Origin of the sequence: Bacillus sp. PS217 (assembly GCF_037963535.1) — a bacterium.
GTDB classification, from domain to species: domain Bacteria; phylum Bacillota; class Bacilli; order Bacillales; family Bacillaceae; genus Bacillus; species Bacillus subtilis.
Window position 1 is genome coordinate 1,190,702 of sequence record NZ_CP150157.1, and the last position, 25,784, is coordinate 1,216,485.

The 25,784-nt window shown below is 45.1% G+C and carries 30 protein-coding genes; 24 read left to right on the forward strand and 6 right to left on the reverse strand.

All coding sequences use genetic code 11. The annotated features are described in order from the left end of the window. Nucleotides 1-4 precede the first annotated feature (4 nt). Together NSQ83_RS06200 and nprB are read left to right on the forward strand one after the other, a co-directional pair. Nucleotides 5-298 carry a DUF3784 domain-containing protein gene (locus NSQ83_RS06200; protein WP_003233021.1) on the forward strand — a complete coding sequence of 98 codons (294 nt, stop codon included), beginning with the start codon at nt 5-7 and terminating at the stop codon, nt 296-298. A gap of 134 nt (nt 299-432) precedes the next feature. Further along, nucleotides 433-2,049: a M4 family metallopeptidase gene (nprB, locus tag NSQ83_RS06205; protein ID WP_204551447.1), complete on the forward strand. Its 1,617-nt coding sequence runs from the start codon at nt 433-435 to the stop codon at nt 2,047-2,049. Nucleotides 2,050-2,095: 46 nt separating this feature from the next. Here nprB and NSQ83_RS06210 read toward each other — a convergent pair whose 3' ends face one another. Further along, nucleotides 2,096-2,947: a DegV family protein gene (locus NSQ83_RS06210; RefSeq protein ID WP_003245785.1), complete on the reverse strand. Its 852-nt coding sequence runs from the start codon at nt 2,945-2,947 to the stop codon at nt 2,096-2,098. Nucleotides 2,948-3,084: 137 nt separating this feature from the next. On the opposite strand from NSQ83_RS06210, the gene NSQ83_RS06215 reads away from it, so the two are divergent. Beyond that, the gene (locus tag NSQ83_RS06215; protein WP_003245017.1) at nt 3,085-3,927 is read left to right on the forward strand and encodes a YitT family protein; all 843 of its coding nucleotides are present in this window, start codon (nt 3,085-3,087) and stop codon (nt 3,925-3,927) included. An 18-nt stretch (nt 3,928-3,945) separates the two neighbouring features. Continuing rightward, nucleotides 3,946-4,395, forward strand: coding sequence for a BsuPI-related putative proteinase inhibitor (locus NSQ83_RS06220; RefSeq protein ID WP_326379101.1), 450 nt, complete (start codon nt 3,946-3,948; stop codon nt 4,393-4,395). Between the two features lie 30 nt (nt 4,396-4,425). Here NSQ83_RS06220 and NSQ83_RS06225 read toward each other — a convergent pair whose 3' ends face one another. The 3 genes from NSQ83_RS06225 to yitU all read right to left on the reverse strand — a co-directional run bounded on the left by NSQ83_RS06225 (nt 4,426) and on the right by yitU (nt 5,692). Beyond that, complete coding sequence (locus NSQ83_RS06225; RefSeq protein WP_003245613.1) at nt 4,426-4,623, reverse strand: DUF3813 domain-containing protein; 198 nt, start codon at nt 4,621-4,623, stop codon at nt 4,426-4,428. After that, nucleotides 4,624-4,776, reverse strand: a complete 153-nt coding sequence (locus tag NSQ83_RS06230) for a hypothetical protein (RefSeq protein ID WP_003245103.1) — start codon at nt 4,774-4,776, stop codon at nt 4,624-4,626. A gap of 103 nt (nt 4,777-4,879) precedes the next feature. Beyond that, nucleotides 4,880-5,692: a 5-amino-6-(5-phospho-D-ribitylamino)uracil phosphatase YitU gene (gene yitU / locus NSQ83_RS06235; RefSeq protein ID WP_003233007.1), complete on the reverse strand. Its 813-nt coding sequence runs from the start codon at nt 5,690-5,692 to the stop codon at nt 4,880-4,882. A 120-nt stretch (nt 5,693-5,812) separates the two neighbouring features. Here yitU and NSQ83_RS06240 point away from each other — a divergent pair, with 120 nt between their 5' ends. From NSQ83_RS06240 to NSQ83_RS06300, 13 genes are all read left to right on the forward strand, one after another. After that, on the forward strand, nt 5,813-6,580 hold the full coding sequence (locus tag NSQ83_RS06240) for a prolyl oligopeptidase family serine peptidase (RefSeq protein ID WP_003233006.1): 768 nt from the start codon (nt 5,813-5,815) through the stop codon (nt 6,578-6,580). Nucleotides 6,581-6,643: 63 nt separating this feature from the next. Beyond that, the gene (locus NSQ83_RS06245; RefSeq protein WP_014479422.1) at nt 6,644-6,952 is read left to right on the forward strand and encodes a metal-sulfur cluster assembly factor; all 309 of its coding nucleotides are present in this window, start codon (nt 6,644-6,646) and stop codon (nt 6,950-6,952) included. Between the two features lie 64 nt (nt 6,953-7,016). Further along, on the forward strand, nt 7,017-7,187 hold the full coding sequence (locus NSQ83_RS06250) for a YqaE/Pmp3 family membrane protein (protein WP_003232996.1): 171 nt from the start codon (nt 7,017-7,019) through the stop codon (nt 7,185-7,187). Between the two features lie 61 nt (nt 7,188-7,248). Further along, the gene (locus tag NSQ83_RS06255; protein WP_204551448.1) at nt 7,249-8,679 is read left to right on the forward strand and encodes an FAD-binding oxidoreductase; all 1,431 of its coding nucleotides are present in this window, start codon (nt 7,249-7,251) and stop codon (nt 8,677-8,679) included. After that, nucleotides 8,679-9,218, forward strand: coding sequence for an MFS transporter (locus NSQ83_RS06260; protein ID WP_003232993.1), 540 nt, complete (start codon nt 8,679-8,681; stop codon nt 9,216-9,218). Before NSQ83_RS06255 ends, NSQ83_RS06260 begins: the two co-directional genes overlap by 1 nt. 205 nt (nt 9,219-9,423) lie before the next feature. Further along, on the forward strand, nt 9,424-10,461 hold the full coding sequence (gene argC, locus NSQ83_RS06265; protein WP_015252373.1) for an N-acetyl-gamma-glutamyl-phosphate reductase: 1,038 nt from the start codon (nt 9,424-9,426) through the stop codon (nt 10,459-10,461). Nucleotides 10,462-10,480: 19 nt separating this feature from the next. After that, the gene (gene argJ / locus NSQ83_RS06270) at nt 10,481-11,701 is read left to right on the forward strand and encodes a bifunctional ornithine acetyltransferase/N-acetylglutamate synthase (RefSeq protein ID WP_024571947.1); all 1,221 of its coding nucleotides are present in this window, start codon (nt 10,481-10,483) and stop codon (nt 11,699-11,701) included. Between the two features lie 14 nt (nt 11,702-11,715). Further along, entirely contained in the window at nt 11,716-12,492 is a 777-nt protein-coding gene (argB, locus tag NSQ83_RS06275) for an acetylglutamate kinase (RefSeq protein ID WP_015252370.1), read from the forward strand. Further along, a complete protein-coding gene (locus NSQ83_RS06280; protein WP_041336612.1) occupies nt 12,489-13,646 on the forward strand; it encodes an acetylornithine transaminase in 1,158 nt (385 codons plus the stop codon). The genes argB and NSQ83_RS06280 overlap by 4 nt, the downstream gene beginning before the upstream one ends. Nucleotides 13,647-13,716: 70 nt before the next feature. Beyond that, complete coding sequence (locus NSQ83_RS06285) at nt 13,717-14,778, forward strand: carbamoyl phosphate synthase small subunit (RefSeq protein WP_029726276.1); 1,062 nt, start codon at nt 13,717-13,719, stop codon at nt 14,776-14,778. After that, nucleotides 14,771-17,863, forward strand: coding sequence for a carbamoyl phosphate synthase large subunit (locus tag NSQ83_RS06290; protein WP_198878860.1), 3,093 nt, complete (start codon nt 14,771-14,773; stop codon nt 17,861-17,863). Before NSQ83_RS06285 ends, NSQ83_RS06290 begins: the two co-directional genes overlap by 8 nt. Beyond that, on the forward strand, nt 17,851-18,810 hold the full coding sequence (gene argF, locus NSQ83_RS06295; RefSeq protein WP_198878861.1) for an ornithine carbamoyltransferase: 960 nt from the start codon (nt 17,851-17,853) through the stop codon (nt 18,808-18,810). Before NSQ83_RS06290 ends, argF begins: the two co-directional genes overlap by 13 nt. 84 nt (nt 18,811-18,894) lie before the next feature. Then, on the forward strand, nt 18,895-19,074 hold the full coding sequence (locus NSQ83_RS06300; protein WP_003245356.1) for a YjzC family protein: 180 nt from the start codon (nt 18,895-18,897) through the stop codon (nt 19,072-19,074). Nucleotides 19,075-19,120: 46 nt separating this feature from the next. Here NSQ83_RS06300 and NSQ83_RS06305 read toward each other — a convergent pair whose 3' ends face one another. Continuing rightward, complete coding sequence (locus NSQ83_RS06305) at nt 19,121-19,306, reverse strand: DUF2929 domain-containing protein (RefSeq protein ID WP_003245236.1); 186 nt, start codon at nt 19,304-19,306, stop codon at nt 19,121-19,123. A gap of 248 nt (nt 19,307-19,554) precedes the next feature. Between NSQ83_RS06305 and NSQ83_RS06310 the strand changes: the two genes are divergently transcribed. From NSQ83_RS06310 to comZ, 4 genes are all read left to right on the forward strand, one after another. After that, nucleotides 19,555-20,289 (forward strand): hypothetical protein, encoded by a 735-nt coding sequence (locus NSQ83_RS06310; RefSeq protein WP_198878862.1) that lies wholly within the window; start codon nt 19,555-19,557, stop codon nt 20,287-20,289. Nucleotides 20,290-20,370: 81 nt separating this feature from the next. After that, nucleotides 20,371-20,928: a hypothetical protein gene (locus NSQ83_RS06315; RefSeq protein ID WP_038428783.1), complete on the forward strand. Its 558-nt coding sequence runs from the start codon at nt 20,371-20,373 to the stop codon at nt 20,926-20,928. Between the two features lie 89 nt (nt 20,929-21,017). After that, nucleotides 21,018-21,971, forward strand: a complete 954-nt coding sequence (med, locus tag NSQ83_RS06320; RefSeq protein ID WP_014476425.1) for a transcriptional regulator Med — start codon at nt 21,018-21,020, stop codon at nt 21,969-21,971. A gap of 14 nt (nt 21,972-21,985) precedes the next feature. Further along, nucleotides 21,986-22,177, forward strand: a complete 192-nt coding sequence (gene comZ / locus NSQ83_RS06325; protein ID WP_003224559.1) for a ComG operon transcriptional repressor ComZ — start codon at nt 21,986-21,988, stop codon at nt 22,175-22,177. Nucleotides 22,178-22,206: 29 nt separating this feature from the next. Here comZ and yjzB read toward each other — a convergent pair whose 3' ends face one another. Continuing rightward, nucleotides 22,207-22,446: a spore coat protein YjzB gene (gene yjzB / locus NSQ83_RS06330; protein WP_003232972.1), complete on the reverse strand. Its 240-nt coding sequence runs from the start codon at nt 22,444-22,446 to the stop codon at nt 22,207-22,209. A gap of 164 nt (nt 22,447-22,610) precedes the next feature. Between yjzB and fabH the strand changes: the two genes are divergently transcribed. From fabH to NSQ83_RS06345, 3 genes are all read left to right on the forward strand, one after another. Beyond that, nucleotides 22,611-23,549: a beta-ketoacyl-ACP synthase III gene (gene fabH / locus NSQ83_RS06335; protein ID WP_003232971.1), complete on the forward strand. Its 939-nt coding sequence runs from the start codon at nt 22,611-22,613 to the stop codon at nt 23,547-23,549. Between the two features lie 22 nt (nt 23,550-23,571). Then, on the forward strand, nt 23,572-24,813 hold the full coding sequence (fabF, locus tag NSQ83_RS06340; protein WP_003244890.1) for a beta-ketoacyl-ACP synthase II: 1,242 nt from the start codon (nt 23,572-23,574) through the stop codon (nt 24,811-24,813). A 76-nt stretch (nt 24,814-24,889) separates the two neighbouring features. Beyond that, complete coding sequence (locus NSQ83_RS06345; RefSeq protein WP_021479557.1) at nt 24,890-25,675, forward strand: DUF2268 domain-containing protein; 786 nt, start codon at nt 24,890-24,892, stop codon at nt 25,673-25,675. Nucleotides 25,676-25,784: the final 109 nt, after the last annotated feature.

Here is a 25,784-nt window from a genome sequence, read left to right on the forward strand (position 1 = left end):
AAAGATGGAAATCAGCATCAATTATCTATTAATTGTCATCGCGCTTTTATTCTTTGTGGTTGCCTATTTTGTCGGAATCAAAAAACAAACCTGGATGCTGGCTGGGTTTAACGAGGCGCGTATACGGGATAAAGACCGGCTGGCCAGAATAGCAGGCTACTTTTTCTTGAATTCCGGTTTGTTCATTTTGCTGAATAGTTTTATCTCATTTCAAGGTCAGGAGCAGCTCATACCCCCGCTTATACTGGCATATGGAGCAGGGGTTATTATTTATGTCAATAAAAAATTAGTAGAGTAGAAAAAGAAGGGCAGAGCGAAATATCTCTGCCCTTTTTTTGGGGAAAATAAGAACGAAGCACCACATACAAGTTTTTGTATTTTTGATAGGATGAAGAAAAATGATAGATTCCAAAATAGGAAGGATGTGGTGTTTTGCGCAACCTGACCAAGACATCTCTATTACTGGCCGGCTTATGCACGGCGGCCCAAATGGTTTTTGTAACACATGCCTCAGCTGAACAAAGCATCGAATACGACCATACGTATCAAACCCCTTCATACATCATCGAAAAGTCATCGCAGAAGCCGGTACAAAACACAACCCAGAAAGAATCGCTATTTTCCTACCTTGACAAGCATCAAACGCAGTTTAAGCTCAAAGGGAATGCGAACAGCCATTTTCGCGTTTCGAAAACCATAAAGGATCCAAAGACAAAACAAACGTTTTTTAAATTAACGGAGGTTTACAAAGGAATTCCGATTTACGGCTTTGAACAAGCGGTCGCGATGAAGGAAAACAAACAAGTGAAAAGTTTCTTTGGAAAGGTGCATCCGCAAATCAAGGACGTCTCCATCACACCGTCTATTTCTGAGAAAAAAGCAATACATACAGCAAGGCGTGAGCTCGAGGCTTCCATTGGAAAAATCGAATATCTTGATGGGGAACCAAAAGGCGAATTATATATCTATCCACACGACGGTGAATATGATCTCGCCTACCTTGTGAGACTCTCGACATCTGAACCTGAGCCTGGCTATTGGCATTATTTCATCGATGCCAAAAACGGAAAGGTCATCGAGTCCTTTAATGCCATTCATGAAGCGGCAGGTACAGGAATCGGCGTGTCAGGTGATGAAAAAAGCTTTGACGTCACAGAACAAAATGGGCGCTTTTATTTGGCTGACGAAACAAGGGGAAAAGGGATCAATACATTTGACGCGAAGAACCTGAACGAAACCTTGTTTACGCTTTTGTCTCAACTGATCGGGTATACGGGCAAAGAAATAGTCAGCGGCATGTCCGTATTTAATGAACCTGCGGCTGTAGACGCACACGCAAATGCGCAAGCCGTTTACGATTATTACAGCAAGACATTTGGCCGTGATTCTTTTGATCAAAACGGAGCAAGGATTACGTCTACCGTGCATGTCGGCAAACAATGGAACAATGCTGCGTGGAACGGTGTCCAGATGGTATACGGGGATGGAGACGGTTCGAAATTTAAGCCGCTGTCTGGATCGCTCGACATTGTCGCGCATGAAATCACACACGCAGTCACACAGTATTCCGCCGGTCTTTTATATCAAGGAGAACCCGGTGCATTAAATGAGTCCATTTCTGACATTATGGGCGCGATGGCTGACCGTGATGATTGGGAGATCGGCGAAGATGTCTATACTCCTGGTATTGCAGGAGATTCATTGCGGTCATTGGAGGACCCATCTAAGCAGGGAAATCCAGATCATTACTCGAACCGCTACACAGGAACAGAGGATTATGGCGGAGTCCATATCAATTCGTCCATTCACAATAAAGCAGCTTATCTTCTTGCAGAAGGAGGCGTGCACCATGGTGTACAGGTTGAAGGGATTGGGCGTGAAGCAAGTGAACAAATTTACTATCGGGCTTTAACATATTATGTAACGGCATCTACAGATTTCAGCATGATGAAGCAAGCGGCGATTGAAGCTGCCAATGATTTATACGGTGAAGGCTCAAAGCAATCAGTTTCAGTCGAAAAGGCGTATGAGGCTGTCGGCATTCTATGAGCAAACAAAAACAGTCAGGACACAGAGTCTGACTGTTTTTGTTTGCTCATTTTCTTAAAAAGAATATCGCCAATGTACCTGGGCCGGCATGCGAGCCGATTGCTGAACTGATTGGATGCATAATGATTTCTTTCGGCTTGAACGCTTCCTCAATCAGGTGTTTCATGTCCGTGGCTTTTTCTTTGTTCGCGGCGTAGCTAATCCCGACGGTTTGATTGCTCCAATCATCCCCGCGCTCTTTCATAAGCTCGATGATCCGTTTGAAAAGTTTCTTCTGTCCGCGGATTTTTTCCAGAGGCACAAGCTTGCCGTCCTCCATCTGAAGCAGCGGTTTAATATTCAACAGGCCGCCGACAAAAGCGGACGTTTTGGATATCCGGCCGCCCCTCGCGAGATATGTTAAATCATCAACGGTAAAAATGTGTTCAAGCTGGCTGCAAAAGTTCTTTACAGACGTTTCAATTTCTTGTATTGTATTCCCGTTGATACAGAGATCGGCAGCATGCCGGACAGCCAGACCGTATCCTAATGAAGCGCATTTGGAATCAATGACCCGCAAATCGAAATCGGGGAATTCCTCCTTCACTTCATTGGCGATCATTACAGCTGTCTGATACGTGCCGGAGAGACCTGAGGAAAAGGCAATGTAAAGAGCGGGATCACCTGTTTCGGCATATTGCAAAAACACATTTTTAATTGTTTGCGGTGAGGCTTGGGACGTCTTAGGCGTTTCTCCATTTTGCATCGCTTCAAATATTTGATCCGCATGAATTGTGACTGCATCTTCGAATTCTTTATCGCCGAGAGAAACCCTGAGCGGAATAAAGCCAATGCCTTTTTCTTCAAAATAAGAACGAGGCAAATCAGTGGCGCTGTCAGCGATGAGATGAACTGTCATATTGCTTCCCTTCTTTCCGTTATCGCTCGTTATCATGAGAGTTAAGCCAACTATATCATATTAATTTGCCAAAATCGTGTTCAAATATTTGTTTTAAGGGAAAACATAATAAAGAAGAAAGAGCGGAGGAACATGCCATGGTACTAGATCAAACAAAAAAATTACTCATCGTCATCATCGGCGCTTTACTCAATGCTGCCGGGCTGAACTTATTTTTGATACCTGCAGATGTATATGCCAGCGGATTTACAGGTGTTGCCCAGCTTTTATCAAGCGTCGTTGATCAATATGCCCCCTTTTACATATCGACGGGAACGCTCTTGTTCCTCTTAAACATTCCAGTCGGTATTTTAGGATGGCTGAAGGTCGGCAAATCGTTTACAGTGTACAGCATTTTAAGTGTCGCACTCACTACTCTGTTTATGGGGATCCTGCCGGAAACAAGCCTGTCACATGACATTTTGCTGAACGCGGTGTTCGGCGGCGTCATTTCCGCAGTCGGTATCGGCTTAACATTAAAATACGGAGCTTCGACAGGCGGGCTTGATATCGTCGCCATGGTGCTTGCAAAGTGGAAGGATAAACCCGTCGGCACGTATTTCTTCATTCTGAACGGGATTATCATCTTGACGGCAGGATTATTGCAAGGTTGGGAGAAAGCATTATATACCCTGGTTACGCTGTATGTGACAACGAGGGTGATCGACGCCATTCACACTCGCCACATGAAGCTTACGGCAATGATTGTGACGAAAAAAGCGGACGAAATCAAGGAAGCCATTTACGGAAAAATGGTGCGCGGCATCACAACTGTTCCGGCAAAAGGAGCTTTTACGAACGAACAGAAAGAAATGATGATTATCGTCATCACGAGGTATGAACTGTACGATTTAGAAAAGATCGTCAAAGAAGTTGATCCGAAAGCATTTACGAACATCGTTCAAACGACAGGGATTTTTGGTTTCTTTAGAAAAGACTGACGAAAGCAGGTGGAAGTCGTGAAACGGCTGCTTGTGATGCTCCTCCCCGTGCTGCTTTTGATAGGCTGCGGGAAAGATGAGCAGACAGATAAGGAGGTATCAGGCGGAATGGAGAATCAAGAGGTTGTTTTATCTATTGACGCAATTCAGGAGCCTGAACAAATCAAGTTTAACATGTCGCTGAAGAACCAAAGCGAACGTGCTATTGAGTTTCAATTCAGCACAGGGCAAAAATTTGAACTTGTCGTGTATGATTCTGAGCACAAAGAAAGATACCGTTATTCGAAAGACAAAATGTTTACGCAGGCTTTTCAAAACCTGACGCTTGAATCTGGAGAAACATATGATTTCTCTGATGTGTGGAAGGAAGTCCCGGAGCCCGGAACCTATGAGGTAAAGGTGACATTTAAGGGCAGGGCGGAAAATCTCAAGCAGGTTCAGGCTGTTCAGCAGTTTGAAGTCAAATAAGAGGCTATGGCGAGTCGCCATAGCCTTTTTTTATTGCAGTTTGTCCAGCTGATTTTGAAATTGATGCAACTGTTGACGTTCCGCATCTGTCGAATTGGCATACGCAGAAGATACAGCATTTTTGGCTCTCAGAATCGCTTGCTCCTGATCGCCTTCCTCAAAGCCGTTTGTCACCATGACCGCCTGTTGAACAAATGATTTTGCCTGCTGAAACAGTTCATTTCTCATTTAATATTCATACTGCCTTTCAGCCGAGTCTCGTGCCGCGGCATGCTGGTGAGCTTCTTCTAAAGTAGACCGATATGGAAATCTTGCGGCGTGTAGCCCGATGGAGTCTTTACCCTGCTGAATAAACCTTCTGGATTTGCTTCGTTTACCCATTTTGAGACTGCCCCCTTCCATACTTTGACGAGATGAGTCGTCTTCAATAGTATGGTGGGGTAAAGTAAGGTTTATGAGTGGGAAAAATTAATACGGACCTTCTTTAAAGTGAGAAATATTCTTTCAAAAACCTTGCCACGCCGTCCTCTTCATTTGTGGCCGTAGTTCGGTTGGCAATCTGCTTGACCGCGTCAATTCCATTTCCCATTGCAACGCCGCAGCCTGCAAATTCAAGCATTTCCAAATCGTTATCCTCATCCCCGAAAGCAATGATCCGCTCCCTCGGCACGCCGTAATAATCGCTGATTTTCTGCAGGCCGACCGCTTTATTCATGCCGCTTTTGATAATTTCAATGACATGCCACGGTGCGGCCCATCTTCTATGGTCGATTACCTCGGCATGCACATCCGATAAATAAGAGCGTATTGCCGGCACATCCTCTTCCTTTGCATGTATGAGTACAGACGTCACATCTTCACCAAGATTTTCCCTCAAGTCTCCGACCGTTACATTTGTTGTGTTCATGTTAAAGGCATCTATCAGGTGCTCATCATGGTAATGAAAGTATACGTCGTCAATCACTTCAGCAAGCACGTTATGTACGTTGTAGCTCTCGCTGATATCCACGAGCTGTTTGACAACATCAAGCGGCAGTGACGTATGATACCGTCCCCAGCTGTCGTCTTGCGGATGATGGACAAATGCTCCGTTAAAATTGACAATTGGCGTTGTCAGCTCCATCTGCTGGTAGTACATGGAACTTGAACGATACGGACGGCCTGTTGAGATGCAGACATAATGCCCGTCATCTTTTAGGCGCTGTATCGTATGAAGGGTGTTTTCAGATATGGTTTTATCATCCTTTAATAATGTTCCATCTAAATCTAATGCGATTAAATAGGGTTTTGTCTCCATGAAAAGCTCCTTTAACCTTAGATTTTGCTTGTTTTGCCTTACTTACAGTGTAGCTTTTTACCATCTTTATTGTCTACATGTTACACTTATGATTATGGTTATCCTAAGGAGGGGCACATTGTGATACAAATTGAGAATCAAACCGTTTCCGGTATTCCGTTTTTACATATTGTAAAGGAAGAGAACAGGCACCGCGCTGTTCCTCTCGTGATCTTTATACATGGTTTTACAAGCGCGAAGGAACACAACCTTCATATTGCTTATCTGCTTGCGGAGAAGGGTTTTAGAGCCGTTCTGCCGGAGGCTTTGCACCATGGGGAACGGGGAGAAGAAATGGCTGTCGAAGAGCTGGCGGGGCATTTTTGGGATATCGTCCTTAACGAGATTGAAGAGATCGGCGTACTTAAAAACCATTTTGAAAAAGAGGGCCTGATAGACGGCGGCCGCATCGGTCTCGCAGGCACGTCAATGGGCGGCATCACAACGCTTGGCGCTTTGACTGCATATGATTGGATAAAAGCCGGCGTCAGCCTGATGGGAAGCCCCAATTACGTGGAGCTGTTTCAGCAGCAGATTGACCATATTCAATCTCAGGGCATTGAAATCGATGTGCCGGAAGAGAAGGTACAGCAGCTGATGAAACGTCTCGAATTGCGGGATCTCAGCCTTCAGCCGGAGAAACTGCAACAGCGCCCGCTTTTATTTTGGCACGGCGCAAAAGATAAAGTTGTGCCTTACGCGCCGACCCGGAAATTTTATGACACGATTAAATCCCATTACAGCGAGCAGCCGGAACGCCTGCAATTTATCGGAGATGAAAACGCTGACCATAAAGTCCCGCGGGCAGCTGTGTTAAAAACGATTGAATGGTTTGAAACGTACTTATAAAGCACGAAGTTATTAACAAGAGCTGAATTTACGTTATACTGTAGAAAAAAGGAGTGAGGGAACGTGGAAGAAGCATTAAAAGAAAACATCATGGGCGCCCTGGAACAGGTTGTCGATCCTGAGCTTGGCGTTGATATCGTGAACCTTGGTTTGGTATACGATGTTGACATGGATGAAGACGGCTTAACGCACGTGACGATGACACTGACATCAATGGGATGCCCTTTAGCGCCGATTATCGTGGATGAGGTGAAAAAAGCATTAGCGGACCTTCCTGAAGTGAAAGACACAGAGGTTCACATTGTATGGAATCCGCCTTGGACTAGGGATAAAATGTCCAGATACGCAAAAATTGCGCTTGGCATTCAATAAAACAAAAGAGGACAGCCTGACATGTGAGGCTGTCCTTTTTTACAGCTGAAAGGAGTGAAAGGAAATGATGTACCTGCTGGCAGTTTTATGCCCGCCGCTTGCTGTTTTGTTTTCGGGAAAACCGTTTCAGGCCTTGCTGAATCTCATATTGACCTGTATCTTTTGGCTGCCGGGCGCGATTCACGCCTGCTTTATCGTCGCCGACCGCCGTGCCGAAAAACGGGCAAGAAGATAATTTGGAAAAATGAGGACGCAGTCATGGTATAATGGTCATAAAAAACAGCAGGGAGAGCACTATGAAAAAGAAATTGCTTGCATTCGCGCTTTGTACTGGGGCGTATGCGGCCCTGTTTGCGTACTCTGTGAACTCAGAGCAAAAAACAGACACAAGCGAGATGACGGATGTCAGCCGCCTGATGCCTGTAAAAATAAAGCAGACAGTGAAAGGGCAGGAAGAGGAAACGCTCATTGACACAGTCAAAGAGGCAAATCGAAAAAACATAAAAATTTCAATCGCCGGGGCCCAGCACTCCATGGGCGGCCATACATATTATGAGGACGGCATCGTTCTCGACATGACGGGCTACAACAAAATCCTGTCACTCGATCAAGAGAAGAAAACCATCAGGGTGCAAAGCGGTGCAACGTGGAATGATATCCAGAAATACGTGAATCCATACGGACTCGCGGTAAAAGTCATGCAGTCACAAAACATTTTTACAATCGGCGGATCTCTCAGCGCAAATGCACACGGACGTGATATTCGCTACGGCTCGCTAATTGATACAGTCAAATCATTCCGGCTTTTAAAAGCTGACGGGATGATTATCACTGTCACTCCAAAAGATGATTTGTTTACGGCGGTCATCGGAGGGTACGGCCTTTTTGGCGTGATTCTTGATGTAACGCTTGAGCTGACAGATGATGAGCTGTATGTCATGAAGACAGAAAAAATGAATTACAGCACATACTCAGACTATTTTTCAAAGCATGTAAAAGGAAATCCAGATGTCCGAATGCATCTGGCGCGAATTTCAACAGCGAAAAAAGGATTTCTGAAAGACATGTATGTCACAAATTACGTATTGGCTGATCATCAGGATCAGCTGCCATCATACAGCGATCTCAAAGAAGATGAGTATACGGGAGCCACAAAGTTTGCACTCGGTTTGTCAAGACAGTATGAATGGGGCAGGAATTGGCTGTGGAACACACAGCAATCCTATTTTCTGAGCCAAAACGGCACAGAGATTTCACGCAATAACGTCATGCGGTCCGAATCAAAGTTTCTTGAGTATGAAAACAATGACAACACAGATGTTTTGCAAGAATACTTTGTGCCCGTGAAGGAGTATGGGTCCTATATTGATGATCTGAGACAAACGCTGTCGGACGAAGATCTGAACCTGCTGAACATTACGATCCGCTACGTGCAGAAAAATGAAAAGGCCGACCTTTCCTATGCGAAGGACGATATGTTTTCGCTCGTGCTATTAATAAACGAGGGCTTTTCAAAAGAAGACCAGGCAGATACTGCCCGAATCATCAGGCGCATGACAGACGTTGCCATCAAGCACGGCGGCAGCTATTATCTGCCTTATATGACCTACCAGACAAAAGAGCAAATGAGACAGGCATATCCGAAAAGTGAAGCGTTTTTTCAGAAAAAACGAACCTATGACCCGGATGAGCGCTTTATGAATTACTTTTATCAGAGGTATAAATAATGGGGAAAAACAAATTAAAATGGCTGACATTATCACAAAGCAGCGTGTTTTTCGCAAGCAGCTTAATCTTTCCGTTTTATATTCTGTTTGTGAAAAATATCGGCTCAAGCTACACACAGTTCGGTTTTTCCTACGGATTGTTCGGGTTGAGCGGAGCGCTCATTTACCCGCTCCTCGGACGGCTGTCTGAAAGGTTTGACAGCCGTTATTTTCTGCTTCTGAACTCGTGGGGGATGGCTGTTCTGCTTTTATATGTCCCGCATATCGGAAGCGTCGTTCAAGTGTATATCGTCCAAGTGCTGTTAGGGCTCTTTGGAGCGATGCAAAAGCATGGAGAAAAAGTGCTGATCGCTAATTTTACAGACAGCGGAGAGCGTGGAAAGAAGATTGGAAATTACCATTTTTGGACAGCTGTCTTTTCAGCAGCAGCCATTATGCTTGGGGGCTTTCTCGCTGACTTTTTTACAGTGCAAATGATTTTTTATGCAAGCTCTATTCTATACTTTTTGAGTGGATTGATGATGATGAAAACAGGCTGACGCGGTCAGCCTGTTTTTTTATGCGGCTGAAATGCGGCGCCGCATCAACGTTTTTGTGCTGGAGTCGTGCTGATTTTTTTGAGCGGAATTTCCATTGAACAGAAAATTTATAAATGAATAAAAATATTAAATATACGATTGAATTAATTTTTATTCATGTTATAATGTTAAATAATTTCACAAAGACCAAGAGGGTGAACTTGTTTTGAAAATAGGAATTGTAGGTGCTACAGGATATGGAGGCACCGAACTTGTCAGGATTCTCTCGCATCATCCTCATGCAGAGGAATGCATACTTTATTCATCTAGCGGAGAAGGGAATGTCTATAGCGAGGGTTATCCTCATCTTACCGGCTTAGCGGATCAGAAGCTGAAGCCGATTGATATGAATACGATCAAACACGAAATAGATATCATGTTTCTCGCTGCGCCGCCCGGAGTCTCAAGTGAATTGACTCCAAAGCTGGCAGATGTGGGAATTCCGGTTATTGATCTGTCAGGTGATCTGAGGATACAAGAACCGGCTGAATATGAAAAATGGTATAAACGGACAGCGGCACCGAAGGCGGTGATACAAGAGGCGGTATACGGTCTGGCAGAACTGAATCAACTGCAAATTCAACAGGCGAAACTCATTGCCAATCCAGGCTGTTTTCCAACAGCTGTTTTGCTTGGCCTCGCGCCATTGGCTCAAAAGAAACTGCTCGATGAATCTTTCGTTATCGTTGACGCGAAGACGGGTGTTTCCGGAGCGGGAAGAAAAGCATCCATGGGAACCCATTTTTCTGAGCTGAACGACAATTTTAAAATTTACAAAGTCAATGAACATCAGCACACGCCGGAAATTGAGCAGGCGCTGAATGAATGGCAGCCAGGCCTCGGGCCCATTACATTTTCGGCTCACTTGGTTCCGATGACAAGGGGCATCATGGCGACGATGTATACCAGATTAACCTGTGATCTATCAGCAGATGACCTGCATGATTTATATTCGGAATTTTACCAAGATTCATATTTTGTGAGAGTGAGGCCAAAAGGTCAGTACCCGCAAACGAAAGAAGTGTACGGCAGCAATTTTTGTGATATCGCCGTGACCCTCGATGAGAGAACGAACAGAGTCACGATCGTCTCGGTAATCGATAATTTAATGAAGGGTGCCGCCGGTCAGGCAGTGCAAAACTTTAATTTGATGAATGGCTGGAATGAAGAAACTGGACTCACCATCACGCCAATTTATCCATAGAACGGGAGAGAATCGAACCATGATTCAGTTAAGTGAAGATCAAATTGTAAAAGTAACAGGGGATGTATCCTCGCCAAAAGGATTTCAGGCAAAGGGTGTGCATTGCGGGCTGCGTTACTCAAAAAAAGACCTCGGCGTCATTATCAGCGAGACACCGGCCGTGAGCGCAGCGGTTTATACCCAAAGCCACTTTCAGGCTGCTCCGATCAAAGTGACACAAGACAGCTTAAAGCACGGACCGACACTGAAAGCCGTCATCGTCAACAGCGCCATTGCCAACGCCTGCACGGGAGAACAGGGCTTAAAGGACGCATACACAATGCGGGAGAGCTTTGCTTCACAGCTTGGCATTGAGCCGGAGCTTGTCGCTGTTTCATCAACGGGTGTCATCGGCGAGCATTTAGACATGGAAAAAATCCACGCGGGGATCGAGCTGCTGAAAGAAACACCTGCGGGATCAGGCGATTTTGAGGAAGCGATTTTAACAACTGATACGGTAATCAAGCAGACGTGCTATGAGCTGGCAATCGGCGGCAAAACAGTCACGATCGGCGGAGCGGCCAAAGGCTCTGGGATGATACACCCGAACATGGCCACGATGCTGGGATTTGTGACAACTGACGCGGCAATCGAAGAAAAAGCGCTGCAAAAGGCGCTTCGGGAAATCACTGACGTTTCATTTAACCAAATCACAGTTGACGGAGAAACATCCACGAACGACATGGTATTAGTTATGGCGAATGGCTGCGCCGAAAACGAGTGCCTGACAGAAGACCATCCAGACTGGCCGGTCTTTAAAAAAGCGCTCTTGCTCACTTGTGAGGATCTGGCTAAAGAGATTGCCAGAGACGGAGAAGGCGCGACAAAACTAATTGAAGCCCAAGTACAGGGAGCGAAAAACAATCTTGATGCAAACGTCATTGCCAAAAAGATTGTCGGCTCAAATCTTGTAAAAACGGCAGTATACGGAACAGATGCCAACTGGGGGCGGATCATCGGAGCCATCGGACACTCCGCAGCACAGGTGACGGCAGAAGAAGTAGAGGTTTATCTTGGCGGCCAATGCCTGTTTAAGAATAACGAACCTCAGCCATTCTCTGAATCTATCGCCAAGGAATACCTTGAAGGAGATGAAATCACCATTGTCATCAAGATGGATGAAGGGGACGGAAACGGGAGAGCGTGGGGCTGTGACCTGACCTATGACTATATCAAAATTAACGCGAGCTATCGCACGTAATAAAGGGGAGCGAAATGAAGAAAACAATCGTTTTTAAATGCGGGGGAAGTGTCATCCGTGAGCTGTCGGAGGAATTTTTTCAAAATCTGAAAGAGCTGATGGCATCAGGCTGGAAGCTGGCGATCGTACATGGCGGGGGACCGGAAATCACAAATATGCTGAAACGGTTAAATATCAAGACAGAGTTTTCGGGCGGACAGAGGAAAACAACGAAGCCGGTGCTGGAAGTGGCGGAAATGGTTTTATCCGGTTCTGTCAATAAATTTTTCGTTGCTGAGCTTGCCAAACACGGACTGCGAGCCGCAGGCATTTCTGGTAAGGATGGAGGTCTTTTGGAGGCTGATTATCTAGATCCGGAAACATACGGAGAAGTGGGAGAAATCAAAAAAGTCGATGCGTCCATGGTGAACGCGCTGATGGAAAATGGCATCATCCCCGTTATTGCGCCGCTGTCTATGACAAGCGACTGTAAAACGCTGAATGTAAATGCTGATCTGGCTGCTTCAGCAGTCGCCGGAGCGCTTGAAGCCGATAAGCTGATGTTCGTCACGGATGTCGATGGAATCATGAAGGAAAAGCAGCGTCTGAACGTCCTGACCCCTAAGGAGATTCAGATGCTGATCAAGCAGGAAGTGATCACAGGAGGGATGATCCCGAAGGTCAATTCAGCCTTGTCAGCTTTATCAGATCAGGTGTCTGAAGTCATGATCGTAAACGGAAAAGGATCATTCTTCGCAGAACAAACCTTTCAAGGGACAAAAATCGTCAAAGCAAAGGAGGCTGTTTCATGAGCAGCTTGTTTCAAACCTACGGCCGTTGGGATATTGACCTCAAAAAAGCAAAAGGAACGTACGTTGAGGATAAAAACGGCAAAACGTACCTTGATTTCATTCAGGGGATTGCGGTATCAAATCTAGGACACTGCCATGAAGCGGTGACAGAGGCAGTCAAAAAACAGCTTGACAGCGTATGGCACGTATCAAACCTGTTTCAAAACAGTCTCCAAGAGCAAGCAGCGCAGAAGCTGGCAGCGCATAGTGCAGGAGATCTTGTCTTTTTCTGCAACAGCGGCGCGGAGGCGAATGAAGGTGCGATAAAGCTTGCCCGAAAAGCAACTGGAAAAACAAAAATCATCACTTTTCTTCAGTCGTTCCATGGCCGCACGTATGCAGGGATGGCTGCGACCGGACAGGATAAAATCAAAACAGGCTTCGGCCCGATGCTTGAAGGCTTTCACTACCTGCCATACAATGATCCTTCTGCTTTTAAAGCTCTTGGGGAGGAAGGCGATATTGCCGCGGTGATGCTTGAAACAGTGCAGGGAGAAGGAGGAGTCAATCCGGCGAGTGCTGAATTTTTATCAGCCGTACAGTCGTTTTGCAAGGAAAAGCAAGCCCTTCTCATCATTGATGAAATCCAGACCGGCATCGGACGGACGGGAAAAGGCTTCGCATATGAGCACTTCGGACTCTCACCGGATATCATCACAGTCGCCAAAGGATTGGGAAACGGCTTTCCGGTCGGCGCTGTCATCGGAAAAAAACAGCTTGGAGAAGCGTTTACCCCTGGTTCTCACGGAACGACTTTCGGAGGAAACATGCTGGCGATGGCTGCTGTGAATGCCACATTGCAAATTGTATTCCAGCCTGACTTTTTGCAAGAGGCTGCTGACAAAGGAGCGTTTTTAAAAGGACAGCTTGAGGCAGAGCTAAAGAGCCCTTTTGTTAAACAAATCCGAGGTAAAGGATTAATGCTTGGAATTGAGTGTGATGGCCCGGTTGCTGACATTATTGCTGAATTGCAGACATTAGGCTTGCTTGTATTGCCGGCCGGCCCGAACGTGATTCGGCTGCTGCCGCCGCTCACCGTGACTAAGGATGAAATAGCAGAAGCCGTCAGCAAGCTGAAACAGGCAATCGCTCATCATTCCGCTGTAAACCAGTGATTTTTTTTCGATATAAAGGCATAAAAATTCATTTTTATAATTAATTATTCATCAAGAGGTGGGCTGTTAGATGGAAGGTTATTTAGTGTTAGAAGATGGGACATCGTTCAGCGGCGAGCTGGACGGTCATGAAAACTGTACGGGAGAAGCTGTTTTTTTCACAGGAATGACAGGCTACCAGGAAGTGCTGACAGATCCATCGTATAAGGGACAGATTATTGTATTTACCTACCCGCTGATTGGCAACTACGGCATAAATGAAAAGGATTTTGAAAGCAAGAAACCGCAAGTAAAAGCAGCGGTTGTCTATGAGGCGTGTGATCACTTTTCTCATTATGAAGCGGTATACAGCCTCAAGGAGTATTTACAGAAATGGAACATTCCGCTGTTAACCCATGTTGATACGAGGGCTGTCGTGAAGAAAATCCGGGCAAACGGGACGATGGGTGCAACAGTCACAGCCTCTAAAGAAGGAGCTGAGATGGCCCTTCAACCAGAGAATGTGGCAGAGCAGGCTTCAGCCCAGGAAATCAGCACATTCGGCGACGGGAATAAACATATCGCTCTCATTGATTTTGGCTATAAAAAGTCAATCGCATCATCACTTGTCAAAAGAGGCTGCAAGGTTACTGTGGTGCCATACCAGCAAATGGAGGCCGTATACAACATCAAACCCGATGGCATTGTGCTATCGAACGGACCTGGAGATCCGAAAGCAATCCAGCCATATTTAGGAAAGATCAAAAGCATCATCAGCCGCTTTCCGACTCTCGGCATTTGTCTCGGACATCAGCTGATCGCGCTCGCGTTCGGAGGGAATACTTTTAAGCTGCCATTCGGACACAGGGGAGCTAATCATCCGGTCATCGACCGTGAGACGAAACGGGTCTTTATGACAAGCCAAAACCACAGCTATGTGGTTGATGAACAGTCGATTAATGAAGAAGAGCTCACGATCAGGTTTCATCATGTCAATGATACGTCAGTTGAAGGGCTTGCCCATAAAAAACTGCCTGTCATGAGTGTTCAATTCCACCCGGAAGCCCATCCCGGACCTGCGGAAAGCGAATGGATTTTTGATGATTATTTAAAGAATGTGATACCAGCAAGGAGAGAAATCGCGCATGCCTAAAGACACCAGTATTTCAAGCATATTAGTAATCGGCTCAGGCCCGATCATTATCGGGCAGGCGGCAGAATTTGATTATTCAGGCACTCAAGGGTGCATCGCGCTGAAGGAGGAGGGCTACCGGGTGATTCTCGTCAACAGCAATCCGGCGACAATTATGACCGATGAAGCCTTCGCTGATGAAATTTATTTTGAACCTCTGACAGCAGAAAGCCTGACAGCCATCATTAAGAAAGAACGGCCTGATGGGCTTCTTGCCAATTTAGGCGGTCAGACCGCATTGAATTTAGCGGTGGAGCTTGAAGAAACGGGTGTTTTAAAAGAGCACGGCGTCAAACTCCTCGGCACATCCGTTGAAACGATACAAAAAGGAGAAGACCGGGAAAAATTCCGTTCGTTAATGAATGAATTAAAACAGCCCGTGCCGGAGAGTGAAATTGTTGATAACGAGGCCGATGCCCTCCATTTTGCGGAATCCATCGGTTTTCCTGTTATTATCAGACCGGCTTACACATTAGGCGGAAAGGGCGGAGGAATCGCCCCTGATAAAGAAGCCTTTACAGCTATGATTAAGCAGGCGCTATTAGCAAGCCCGATCAATCAATGCCTTGTCGAAAAAAGCATTGCCGGCTTTAAAGAAATTGAATATGAAGTCATGCGTGACAGCAATAACACATGCATTACCGTCTGCAATATGGAAAATATCGATCCGGTCGGCGTGCATACAGGTGACTCTATTGTTGTGGCGCCGTCACAAACATTGACAGACGAAGACTATCAAATGCTGCGGACAGCAAGTCTGACGATCATCTCAGCACTTGATGTTGTAGGCGGCTGCAACATTCAATTCGCGCTTGATCCATTCAGCAAGCAATATTACGTCATTGAAGTGAATCCGCGTGTAAGCCGGTCATCGGCTCTCGCGTCTAAAGCGACCGGTTATCCGATTGCGAAGATGGCCGCGAAACTGGCAGTCGGATACACCCTTGACGAGCTGAAAAATCCGCTCACAGGGTCGACTTACGCAAGCTTTGAACCGGCACTGGACTATGTGATCGTCAAATTTCCGCGCTGGCCGTTTGATAAATTCAAAAACGCAGATCGCAAGCTTGGCACAAAAATGAAAGCCACCGGTGAAGTGATGGCGATTGAACGGAATTTAGAAGCGGCAATACAGAAGGCAGCCGCGTCGCTTGAATTAAAAAATATCAGCACACACCTTCCAGAGCTCAGCGGGTTGTCAATTGATACGCTATGGGATTTGGCAATCACTCCGGATGACCGCAGATTTTTCGTTGTCATGGAGCTGTTGAGCCGCAGCGTCTCGATTGATGACATCCATGAAAAAACAAAAATTGATCCGTTTTTCCTTCATACCTTTGACAACATCATCAAATTGGAAAACCGCCTGATGGAAGCAGGGAGTGATCTCTCTTTTGAATTATTGAAGAAAGCAAAGGAAAAGGGATTCTCAGACGCAACGATTGCCTCGCTGATCGGCAAAACAGAAGAAGAGGTGCGTGCGCTTCGCAAGGAGATGGGCATTACGCCTTCCTTTAAAATCGTAGATACATGCGCGGCAGAGTTTGATGCGAAAACAAACTATTTTTACTCCACATATTTCGGAGAAACCGATGGAGACATCAGCCGCAAAGAGAAAAAACGCGCGCTCATTATCGGATCAGGCCCGATTCGGATCGGCCAAGGCGTTGAATTTGATTACAGTGCTGTTCACGGTGTGCTGACACTGCAAGATCTTGGGTTCGAAACCATCATGATTAACAATAACCCGGAAACGGTCAGCACCGATTATGAAATTGCGGATCGCCTGTATTTTGAACCGATGACAACGGAGCATATTGTAAACGTGGCGGAGCAGGAAAATATTGATTTTGCAATTGTGCAATTCGGCGGCCAAACTGCAATTAATGCTGCTGAAGCGCTCGAAAAAGCCGGCATTACTCTTCTTGGCACATCATTTCAAACGCTCGACGTGTTAGAGGATCGGGATCAATTTTATCAGCTTCTTGACGAGCTGGGATTGAAGCACGCAAAAGGAGAAATTGCTTATACAAAAGAAGAAGCCGCTTCAAAAGCGAGTGAGATCGGCTATCCGGTGTTAATCCGCCCATCTTATGTTATCGGCGGAATGGGCATGATCATTGTTGACTCGCAAGCCCAGCTTTCTCAGCTGCTGAATGATGAGGACAGCATGCCATACCCGATTTTGATTGATCAGTATGTGTCTGGAAAGGAAGTCGAAATTGATTTGATTTCCGACGGCGAGGATGTCTTTATCCCGACATATACCGAGCATATTGAACGGGCAGGTGTCCATTCAGGGGACAGCTTTGCCATTCTTCCCGGACCGTCCATCACGAGCGGGCTGCAGCAGGGCATGAAAGATGCGGCACAAAAAATTGCCCGAAAACTTTCATTTAAAGGCATCATGAACATTCAATTTGTGATCGACAATGGAAACATACTCGTTCTTGAAGTGAATCCGAGAGCGAGCCGCACGGTGCCTGTCGTCAGCAAAGTAATGGGCGTTCCGATGATTCCGCTCGCCACACGACTGCTGGCGGGAGCGTCCTTAAAAGATCTAAATCCGGCAGTTCAAAATCATCATGGAGTTGCCGTGAAGTTCCCTGTTTTTTCTTCTCATGCGATTCAGGATGTGGATGTCAAGCTTGGGCCGGAAATGAAATCAACGGGAGAAGGCATGTGTGTCGCATATGATTCTAACAGCGCCTTGAAAAAAATCTATACAAGAGTCTGGAGTCAAAAAGGAAGCATTTATTTGCAAAACGTTCCGGAAGAAGTGAAGGAGTTAGCAGAAAACGCAGGTTTTACAATTCATGAAGGGACATTTGCCTCATGGATGGAACAGGAAGGAAAATCGCTCCACATCAATCTGAGCGGTTCTGAAGAAGCACGCAAAGAACGTTTGGAAGCCATGACGCACGGCATCCCCGTCTTTACAGAAGAAGAAACTGTGCGGGCGTTTTTACAAAGCGGTTCAGGCCATCCGCAGCCTGTATCTCTCAAAGACCTCTATAAAAAGGAAGTGGCATCATGCACACAGTGACGCAAACCAGTTTATACGGAAAAGATTTATTAACGTTAAAGGACCTTAGTGAAGAGGATATAAACGCCTTGCTCGCAGAAGCCGGTGAGCTGAAACAAAACAAAATTCAGCCTATATTCCATGGCAAAACCTTGGCGATGATTTTTGAAAAATCATCAACGCGGACCCGTGTTTCATTTGAAGCGGGCATGGCGCAGCTGGGCGGGAACGCCCTCTTTCTAAGCCAGAAAGATCTGCAGCTGGGGCGCGGTGAGACTGTCGCTGATACGGCAAAAGTGCTGTCAGGCTATGTGGATGCCATCATGATCCGGACCTTTGAACATGAAAAGGTGGAGGAACTTGCCAAAGAAGCTGACATTCCGGTGATCAATGGACTTACCGATAAATACCACCCATGCCAGGCGCTGGCGGATCTCTTGACGATTAAGGAGATAAAAGGGAAGCTTAAAGGCGTAAAAGTCGCATACATCGGTGACGGAAATAACGTGGCGCACTCCTTGATGATCGGCTGCGCGAAAATGGGCTGTGATATCTCGATCGCTTCGCCAAAGGGATATGAAGTGTTAGATGAAGCAGCTGAAGCGGCAAAAACATACGCACTTCAATCCGGCTCTTCTATCACGCTGACAGATGATCCGATTGAAGCTGTAAAAGACGCGGACGTGATTTATTCTGATGTGTTTACAAGCATGGGGCAGGAAGCGGAAGAGCAAGAACGTCTTGCTGTCTTTGCGCCTTATCAGGTGAATGCGTCGCTGGTCAGCCATGCCAAGCCTGACTATACATTTTTACATTGTCTCCCTGCGCATCGTGAGGAAGAAGTGACTGCGGAGATTATTGACGGGCTGAACTCTGCAGTGTTCCAGCAGGCGGAAAACCGTCTTCATGTGCAAAAAGCACTGCTGAAGGCTATTTTATATAAAGGGGAATCATCAAAAAACTGCTGAGCCAAACTCAGCAGTTTTTTGATGGCAACATATTCACAGCCGCTTAGGCGCATACTACAGCAAAAAGGAAAAGGAGGAAAAACAGTGGGACAGCAGCACCAATTCCGGCCCGGACAGAAAGCGCCTAATAACGGTGTCTACGTAGAAATCGGCGAGACAGGGAGCATGGTTAAAAACCCTCAAAAGGTCCATCTGTCAGCAGGGGAAATGTTTCCCGAAACATCAAACCACAACCGGCTGTGGACCTACAAAAGAAAGCCGTGACCACTAAAAAACCCAAAACAATAAATGTTTTGGGTTTTTTGACTTTTTAATGCTGGCTTGCATTTTTGTTCATAGGCATGATTTCTGCTAAAACCATGATTAAGACATACAGTACAACAGCAATGACAGATGATGTTTTGAAATTATACGTAACGCTGTTCATGCTTGCAACCAAGTAGCATGCCATATGTGATAAAAGGAACGTCCAAATAAAGGCAATAATATATCGCACGTTTCCACCTCGTCCTTCTCATTCTATTCTAAAAGTTATCATACCATACAAAAAGCGAAGGGGGAAACCAATTTTAGCAGAAAGTGAGGTGACAAAAGAGTCTGATTCGTCACACTTTAATGGTAAAATATAAAACGTCAATCAGTATAATAGCCAAAAATGTAAAAGGCTAGGACTTTACCTTATTCGTTTCTTTTCTATTTACATAAGATAGCGTGAGATGAAGTGTGAAAGGAGGCGGGCAAGCGATGGGAATAACGGAAAGATACTTTCAACTGGGAACGGAGCATAATGTCATTCATCTGCCCTATCGCCCGAACGGCTTCGGCATCTTTATCTTGGGGGACAGAACCCACTTTGTCGGACATGATTCAAGCTTTTGGCAGCAGCATTATGGCAGAAATCAGCTTCTGAGCATGTTGATGAATGAAGGATACACTCTTTTTAACAGCAATCTGTTCGGAAGGCATTGGGGGGCGGAAAAAGCAGTCACCTATGCCAAACAGCTGATACATTCTGTGCTGAAGCAGGAAATCCTCAATCCGAAGATTCATATTTTAGCAGAAGGCATGGGTGCTCTCGTGGCCGATGAACTGCTTCGTTTTTCCCCGGATCATATCCGCTCAGCCGCAATGTTGAATCCTTGTCTCGATCTTCAGGCACATTATGAATCGGAAAAAGAAAATAAATTTTTCTATAAGCAATTTTTGAAAGAAGTTTCGAAAAGCTACGGAATTTCTGAAAAAGAAGCGGAAGCGATTCGTTATAAAACAATTCAAAGCTACCCGAGCGGCGTACCGGTTCATATATGGCAGCGTATGACCGGAGCTCCATATCCCTACAGTGTACATGCGGAAGTTTTCAAGGAAAAACAGCAAAAGCAAGGCTCACCGGTCGACATGACATTTCATTTATTTGAGCATTCAAGCAGAATTTATGCATCAATTTGCAAATTCTTTCACAGTCATGAAAAAGAATTATAGAGAATATAATGACAGCAGCCTTCTCTTTTGCGGAGGCTGTTTTGTTTTGGGAAATGAAAAACCGGAAGGGCGGCAGATGCAATGGAATCAACGCTGATTGTAGGTGCGGACGAATTTTTCGGCCTTTCATTATGTGAGCGAATGATGGATGAAGGCATACATGTTGACGTTGTTCTGGCGGAAACAGAAGATAAAATGAGACAAATGTACTTAGAAGAAAGACTCATGTGGCTTGGGAGAAATGAACTCTTTCGCCAGCTTGAACACATTGGAGACCAAAATTATGATACAATTTGTATCCAGTTCGGAAGTTTTTTGCCTTTAGACCAATGTGATTCTCCTTATATTTTAGTATATGAAGAAGACCGCAAAGAATGGGAAAAACGTGAAAAAACAGGCTCGGAAAAAACCGTGATCCTGCCGAAAATGTATGGGCCATGGAAAGAAGAAACAGAGGAAGACGGCTATTACACAAACGACGTCGCTGACGAGTTGCTGAGATTCCTGTTAGAACCAAGCCGTCATAGCAAAGATCAGCTTTTTGAATTGCAAGTCACAGAGAAAATCTCAAAAGAAGAAGCAAAAACAAAAATTATCGAGTGGAAAAGACAATTTTCATCAATTTTCGACAAATATTAAGAAAAACCTTCCATGTTTCGAGTTTTCTAGATACAATAAACGTATAAAAATAAACATGTTATAGCTTGTCAAAAGGAGTTGAACATGACTTGATCACAAGGCTTGTCATGATCTTTTCTGTCCTCCTTTTATTGAGTGGATGTGGACAAACTCCGTTCAAAGGAAAAATTGAGAAGGTCGGCATGCTCTTTCCTGATACGATTAATGACCTCGTATGGGGCACAAAAGGGTATAAAGGATTACTGAATATACAATCCAAATACAATGTGGACGTCTATTATAAAGAAGGCGTTAAAACAGAAGAAGATATCATAAATGCGATTGAGGATTTTCATAAGAGGGGCGTCAATCTGCTCTACGGCCATGGGAGTGAATATGCTGAGGTGTTTAACTTGGTCGGCGAAGATTATCCAGATATGGAATTCGTCATTTCCAATGCGAAAGCGAAAGCTGATAATGTAACGAGTGTCCATTTTAGCGGGGAAGCAATGGGCTTTTTTGGAGGAATGACTGCTGCCCATATGTCGAAAACGAATCAGGTCGGTGTAATTGCTTCCTTTACGTGGCAGCCTGAGGTTGACGGTTTTATCAAAGGGGCCAAGTATGAAAATCCGGATATAGAGGTAAATACGAAATATACGGATCATTGGGATGATGATACAACAGCAGTAAAGCTTTATCAGAAAATGAAGAACGAAGGCGCGGATGTTGTGTATCCCGCCGGAGACGGGTATAATGTTCCTGTTATTCAGCAAATCAAAAAAGACGGTCTTTATGCCATTGGCTACGTCACAGATCAATCGGATCTGGGCGAGAATACCGTATTAACCAGCACGGTGCAAAATGTGGACAAGGCCTATGAAATCATTGCTGAACAATTTAATAAAGGCACCCTTGAGGGCGGCGATCATTACTACGACCTGAATACGGGAGTCGTTGAGATGGGAACATTCAGCCCGCTCGTCGACAAAGACTTTCAGCAAAGAATCGCCAAGCTGATCAAAACATACAACAAAACAGGCGAGCTGCCAAAAAACGAGTAATGGAGTGACGTCACATGCAGCACGAAAAATCACTTGAATTCTTGCAAATTGCCATGAAATATCTCCCTGAAGCGAAAGAACAGCTTGAGAAATCAGGCATTGAGCTCTCAATGGAGGCCATCCAGCCGTTTATGAATCTATTTACAACGGTAATGGCGGAAGCTTATGAGCTTGGCAAGTCTGACGCTAAATCTGAAACAGAATAAGAAGAAGCCACTTTTTTGAAAGTGGCTTTTCACATGATTTTCTTTTTAATAGCGGAGAGCATGGGCGCAAGCTCCTTTAAAGCGGGCTTGATTTGATCAAGAGAGTTCATAATTGAACCGATTTGGTCCATAATATGCATGTAATTAATCGTCTCTTCGTCGTTTGTCTGAGAAACCTGAGAAACTTCCTCTTGTTGTTCCTCCTCCTTCTCTTCTGTTGGTTTTGCTGCATCGCCGAACATCATTCTTGAAAACACATCCAACTGCATACGCCTCCTTTCCATATACCATACTCTATGAGTAAGATGAACTGATAGTTTAGACGAATATATTGCCATGTGAAAAAAAATAGGATAGAATTAGTACCTGATACTAATAATTGATCACAACCTGATTGATCTTCTAAATTTAAGATATAAAGGAGTCTTCCCTTATGAAAGCTGGAATACTTGGTGTTGGACGTTACATTCCTGAGAAGGTTTTAACAAATCATGATCTTGAAAAAATGGTTGAAACTTCTGACGAGTGGATTCGTACAAGAACAGGAATAGAAGAAAGAAGAATCGCAGCAGATGATGTGTTTTCATCACATATGGCTGTTGCAGCAGCGAAAAATGCGCTGGAACAAGCTGAAGTGGCTGCTGAGGATCTGGATATGATCTTGGTTGCAACTGTTACACCTGATCAGTCATTTCCTACGGTCTCTTGTATGATTCAAGAACAGCTCGGCGCGAAGAAAGCGTGTGCTATGGATATCAGCGCGGCTTGTGCGGGCTTCATGTACGGGGTTGTAACCGGTAAACAATTTATTGAATCCGGAACCTACAAGCATGTTCTAGTTGTCGGTGTAGAGAAGCTCTCAAGCATTACCGACTGGGAAGACCGCAATACAGCCGTTCTGTTTGGAGATGGAGCAGGCGCTGCGGTAGTCGGGCCAGTCAGTGATGACAGAGGAATCCTTTCATTTGAACTAGGAGCCGACGGCACAGGCGGTCAGCACTTGTATCTGAATGAAAAACGACATACAATCATGAATGGACGAGAAGTTTTCAAATTTGCAGTCCGCCAAATGGGAGAATCATGCGTAAATGTCATTGAAAAAGCCGGACTTTCAAAAGAGGATGTCGACTTTTTGATTCCGCATCAGGCGAACATCCGTATCATGGAAGCTGCTCGCGAGCGTTTAGAGCTTCCTGTCGAAAAGATGTCTAAAACTGTTCATAAATATGGAAATACTTCTGCCGCATCCATTCCGATCTCTCTTGTAGAAGAATTGGAAGCCGGTAAAATCAAAGACGGCGATGTGGTCGTTATGGTAGGGTTCGGCGGAGGACTAACATGGGGCGCCATTGCAATCCGCTGGGGCCGATAAAAAAAGGTGAGGTGCACACAAGATGACTAAAAAAAGAGTAGTTGTTACAGGACTTGGAGCATTATCTCCACTTGGCAACGACGTCGATACAAGTTGGAATAACGCAATCAACGGTGTGTCCGGAATCGGTCCGATCACTCGTGTTGACGCTGAAGAATATCCGGCAAAAGTTGCCGCTGAATTAAAAGATTTTAATGTTGAAGATTATATGGATAAAAAAGAAGCCAGAAAAATGGACCGCTTTACACAATATGCGGTTGTGGCTGCGAAAATGGCGGTTGAAGACGCAGATCTTAACATTACCGATGAGATCGCACCGAGAGTCGGTGTTTGGGTAGGCTCCGGTATCGGAGGACTTGAAACACTAGAGTCTCAATTTGAAATCTTCTTAACAAAAGGCCCAAGACGGGTAAGCCCGTTTTTCGTGCCAATGATGATTCCTGACATGGCGACAGGCCAGATTTCTATTGCATTAGGAGCAAAAGGGGTGAACTCTTGTACGGTTACAGCATGTGCTACAGGAACTAACTCCATCGGTGACGCGTTTAAGGTTATTCAGCGCGGCGATGCAGACGTGATGGTCACAGGCGGAACAGAAGCGCCGCTGACAAGAATGTCATTCGCCGGCTTTAGTGCCAACAAAGCGCTGTCTACTAATCCAGATCCGAAAACAGCGAGCCGCCCGTTTGATAAAAACCGTGATGGCTTTGTCATGGGGGAAGGTGCAGGGATTATCGTTCTTGAAGAACTTGAGCATGCCCTGGCCCGCGGCGCTAAAATTTACGGAGAAATTGTCGGCTACGGCTCAACCGGAGACGCTTATCATATCACAGCGCCGGCCCAAGACGGTGAAGGCGGAGCGAGAGCGATGCAAGAAGCCATTAAAGATGCAGGCATTGCACCTGAGGAAATTGATTACATCAATGCTCACGGAACAAGCACGTATTACAACGACAAATACGAAACAATGGCGATTAAGACTGTTTTTGGCGAGCATGCGCATAAACTTGCGGTAAGCTCTACAAAATCGATGACAGGCCACCTCTTAGGAGCAGCCGGCGGTATTGAAGCCATTTTCTCTATCCTGGCCATTAAAGAAGGCGTGATTCCGCCGACAATCAATATTCAAACACCTGACGAAGAATGTGATTTGGATTATGTGCCTGATGAAGCCCGCAGACAGGAACTTAATTATGTTCTCAGCAACTCATTAGGATTCGGCGGACACAACGCAACATTAATCTTTAAGAAATATCAATCATAATCAAGCCAAACCGGCTGCCCTTAAAGGGTAGCCGGTTTTTTTTTGTGTGCATAGGATTAAAAGAGGAGGCGATCACATGAGTGTAGAACAAACATATAGCTGGCTCAGGAAGGCTGATTCAATAGATGATTTGGCGCATTACATTATCCCGCTTTTTTCAGGTGCGGAGAAAAAGAACTGGAATGGCATTCTGGGACACCTTCAGCATCATGGGATGTTTAAAAACATAAAAGAGGGTATTCAGACGGTTTCCAAGCTGAAGGAAAAAGGTTTTTACGGACATATCCAAAAGGAAGAACAGTACCTCAAAAACAAATGGCAAGGTCCTGATGTACCAATTGTCACGCTGCCGGTTGATGAACGAAACAGGAGAATCCGTTTAGAATTCGGATCAAAATCAGGACTCGCCTTTCAAGACAAAATGTTCCTTTTTCTTTCGTCAGATTTAGATTTTGGGTCGGTATCTGCCCTTATGACGCATGAGTATCATCACGTTTGCCGGTTAGGTCATCTGACAAAAGAGGAAAAGGATGTCACATTACTTGATACAATCATCATGGAAGGGCTGGCGGAATATGCTGTTTATGAGAGGTTCGGCCGAAGTCAAACGGCTGAGTGGACGACTTGGTATACACCGGAGCAGCTTCAGGCTTTATATGAAAAAAAGATTGCGCCCCATCGGGATATCAAACGGGATAATCGATTATTTCCCCAGCTGTTATTCGGCAAAGGATATCAGCCAAAAATGCTTGGATACGCAGTTGGATTCAATATTGTAAAAAAATATTTAACTGCCAGCAAGGCAAGCACCGCAGACGGGCTGTCCATTCCTGCTGAAACCTTTTTGGATGCAATGCTTTAAAAGGATAAAATAATGGAATTTCATTAATAATATTACATTTATCCTAAAAAATTCTTGATTTTGCAAAATGATTGTAATAATATACAACTATAAAATTTTTCGATAATTC

Coding starts and splice junctions, on each gene's coding strand:
- yitU (WP_003233007.1), bottom strand. CDS start 5,692: ATGGAGACAAAACCCTATTTAATCGCATTAGATTTAGATGGAACATTA.
- comZ (WP_003224559.1), top strand. CDS start 21,986: ATGCAGCACGAAAAATCACTTGAATTCTTGCAAATTGCCATGAAATAT.
- NSQ83_RS06230 (WP_003245103.1), bottom strand. CDS start 4,776: ATGGGTAAACGAAGCAAATCCAGAAGGTTTATTCAGCAGGGTAAAGAC.
- NSQ83_RS06260 (WP_003232993.1), top strand. CDS start 8,679: ATGGGGAAAAACAAATTAAAATGGCTGACATTATCACAAAGCAGCGTG.
- NSQ83_RS06255 (WP_204551448.1), top strand. CDS start 7,249: ATGAAAAAGAAATTGCTTGCATTCGCGCTTTGTACTGGGGCGTATGCG.
- yjzB (WP_003232972.1), bottom strand. CDS start 22,446: ATGCAGTTGGATGTGTTTTCAAGAATGATGTTCGGCGATGCAGCAAAA.
- NSQ83_RS06250 (WP_003232996.1), top strand. CDS start 7,017: ATGATGTACCTGCTGGCAGTTTTATGCCCGCCGCTTGCTGTTTTGTTT.
- NSQ83_RS06310 (WP_198878862.1), top strand. CDS start 19,555: ATGGGAATAACGGAAAGATACTTTCAACTGGGAACGGAGCATAATGTC.
- NSQ83_RS06215 (WP_003245017.1), top strand. CDS start 3,085: ATGGTACTAGATCAAACAAAAAAATTACTCATCGTCATCATCGGCGCT.
- argF (WP_198878861.1), top strand. CDS start 17,851: ATGCACACAGTGACGCAAACCAGTTTATACGGAAAAGATTTATTAACG.
- fabH (WP_003232971.1), top strand. CDS start 22,611: ATGAAAGCTGGAATACTTGGTGTTGGACGTTACATTCCTGAGAAGGTT.
- argB (WP_015252370.1), top strand. CDS start 11,716: ATGAAGAAAACAATCGTTTTTAAATGCGGGGGAAGTGTCATCCGTGAG.
- argJ (WP_024571947.1), top strand. CDS start 10,481: ATGATTCAGTTAAGTGAAGATCAAATTGTAAAAGTAACAGGGGATGTA.
- fabF (WP_003244890.1), top strand. CDS start 23,572: ATGACTAAAAAAAGAGTAGTTGTTACAGGACTTGGAGCATTATCTCCA.
- NSQ83_RS06345 (WP_021479557.1), top strand. CDS start 24,890: ATGAGTGTAGAACAAACATATAGCTGGCTCAGGAAGGCTGATTCAATA.
- NSQ83_RS06285 (WP_029726276.1), top strand. CDS start 13,717: ATGGAAGGTTATTTAGTGTTAGAAGATGGGACATCGTTCAGCGGCGAG.
- NSQ83_RS06315 (WP_038428783.1), top strand. CDS start 20,371: ATGGAATCAACGCTGATTGTAGGTGCGGACGAATTTTTCGGCCTTTCA.
- NSQ83_RS06290 (WP_198878860.1), top strand. CDS start 14,771: ATGCCTAAAGACACCAGTATTTCAAGCATATTAGTAATCGGCTCAGGC.
- NSQ83_RS06280 (WP_041336612.1), top strand. CDS start 12,489: ATGAGCAGCTTGTTTCAAACCTACGGCCGTTGGGATATTGACCTCAAA.
- NSQ83_RS06200 (WP_003233021.1), top strand. CDS start 5: ATGGAAATCAGCATCAATTATCTATTAATTGTCATCGCGCTTTTATTC.
- NSQ83_RS06210 (WP_003245785.1), bottom strand. CDS start 2,947: ATGACAGTTCATCTCATCGCTGACAGCGCCACTGATTTGCCTCGTTCT.
- NSQ83_RS06225 (WP_003245613.1), bottom strand. CDS start 4,623: ATGAGAAATGAACTGTTTCAGCAGGCAAAATCATTTGTTCAACAGGCG.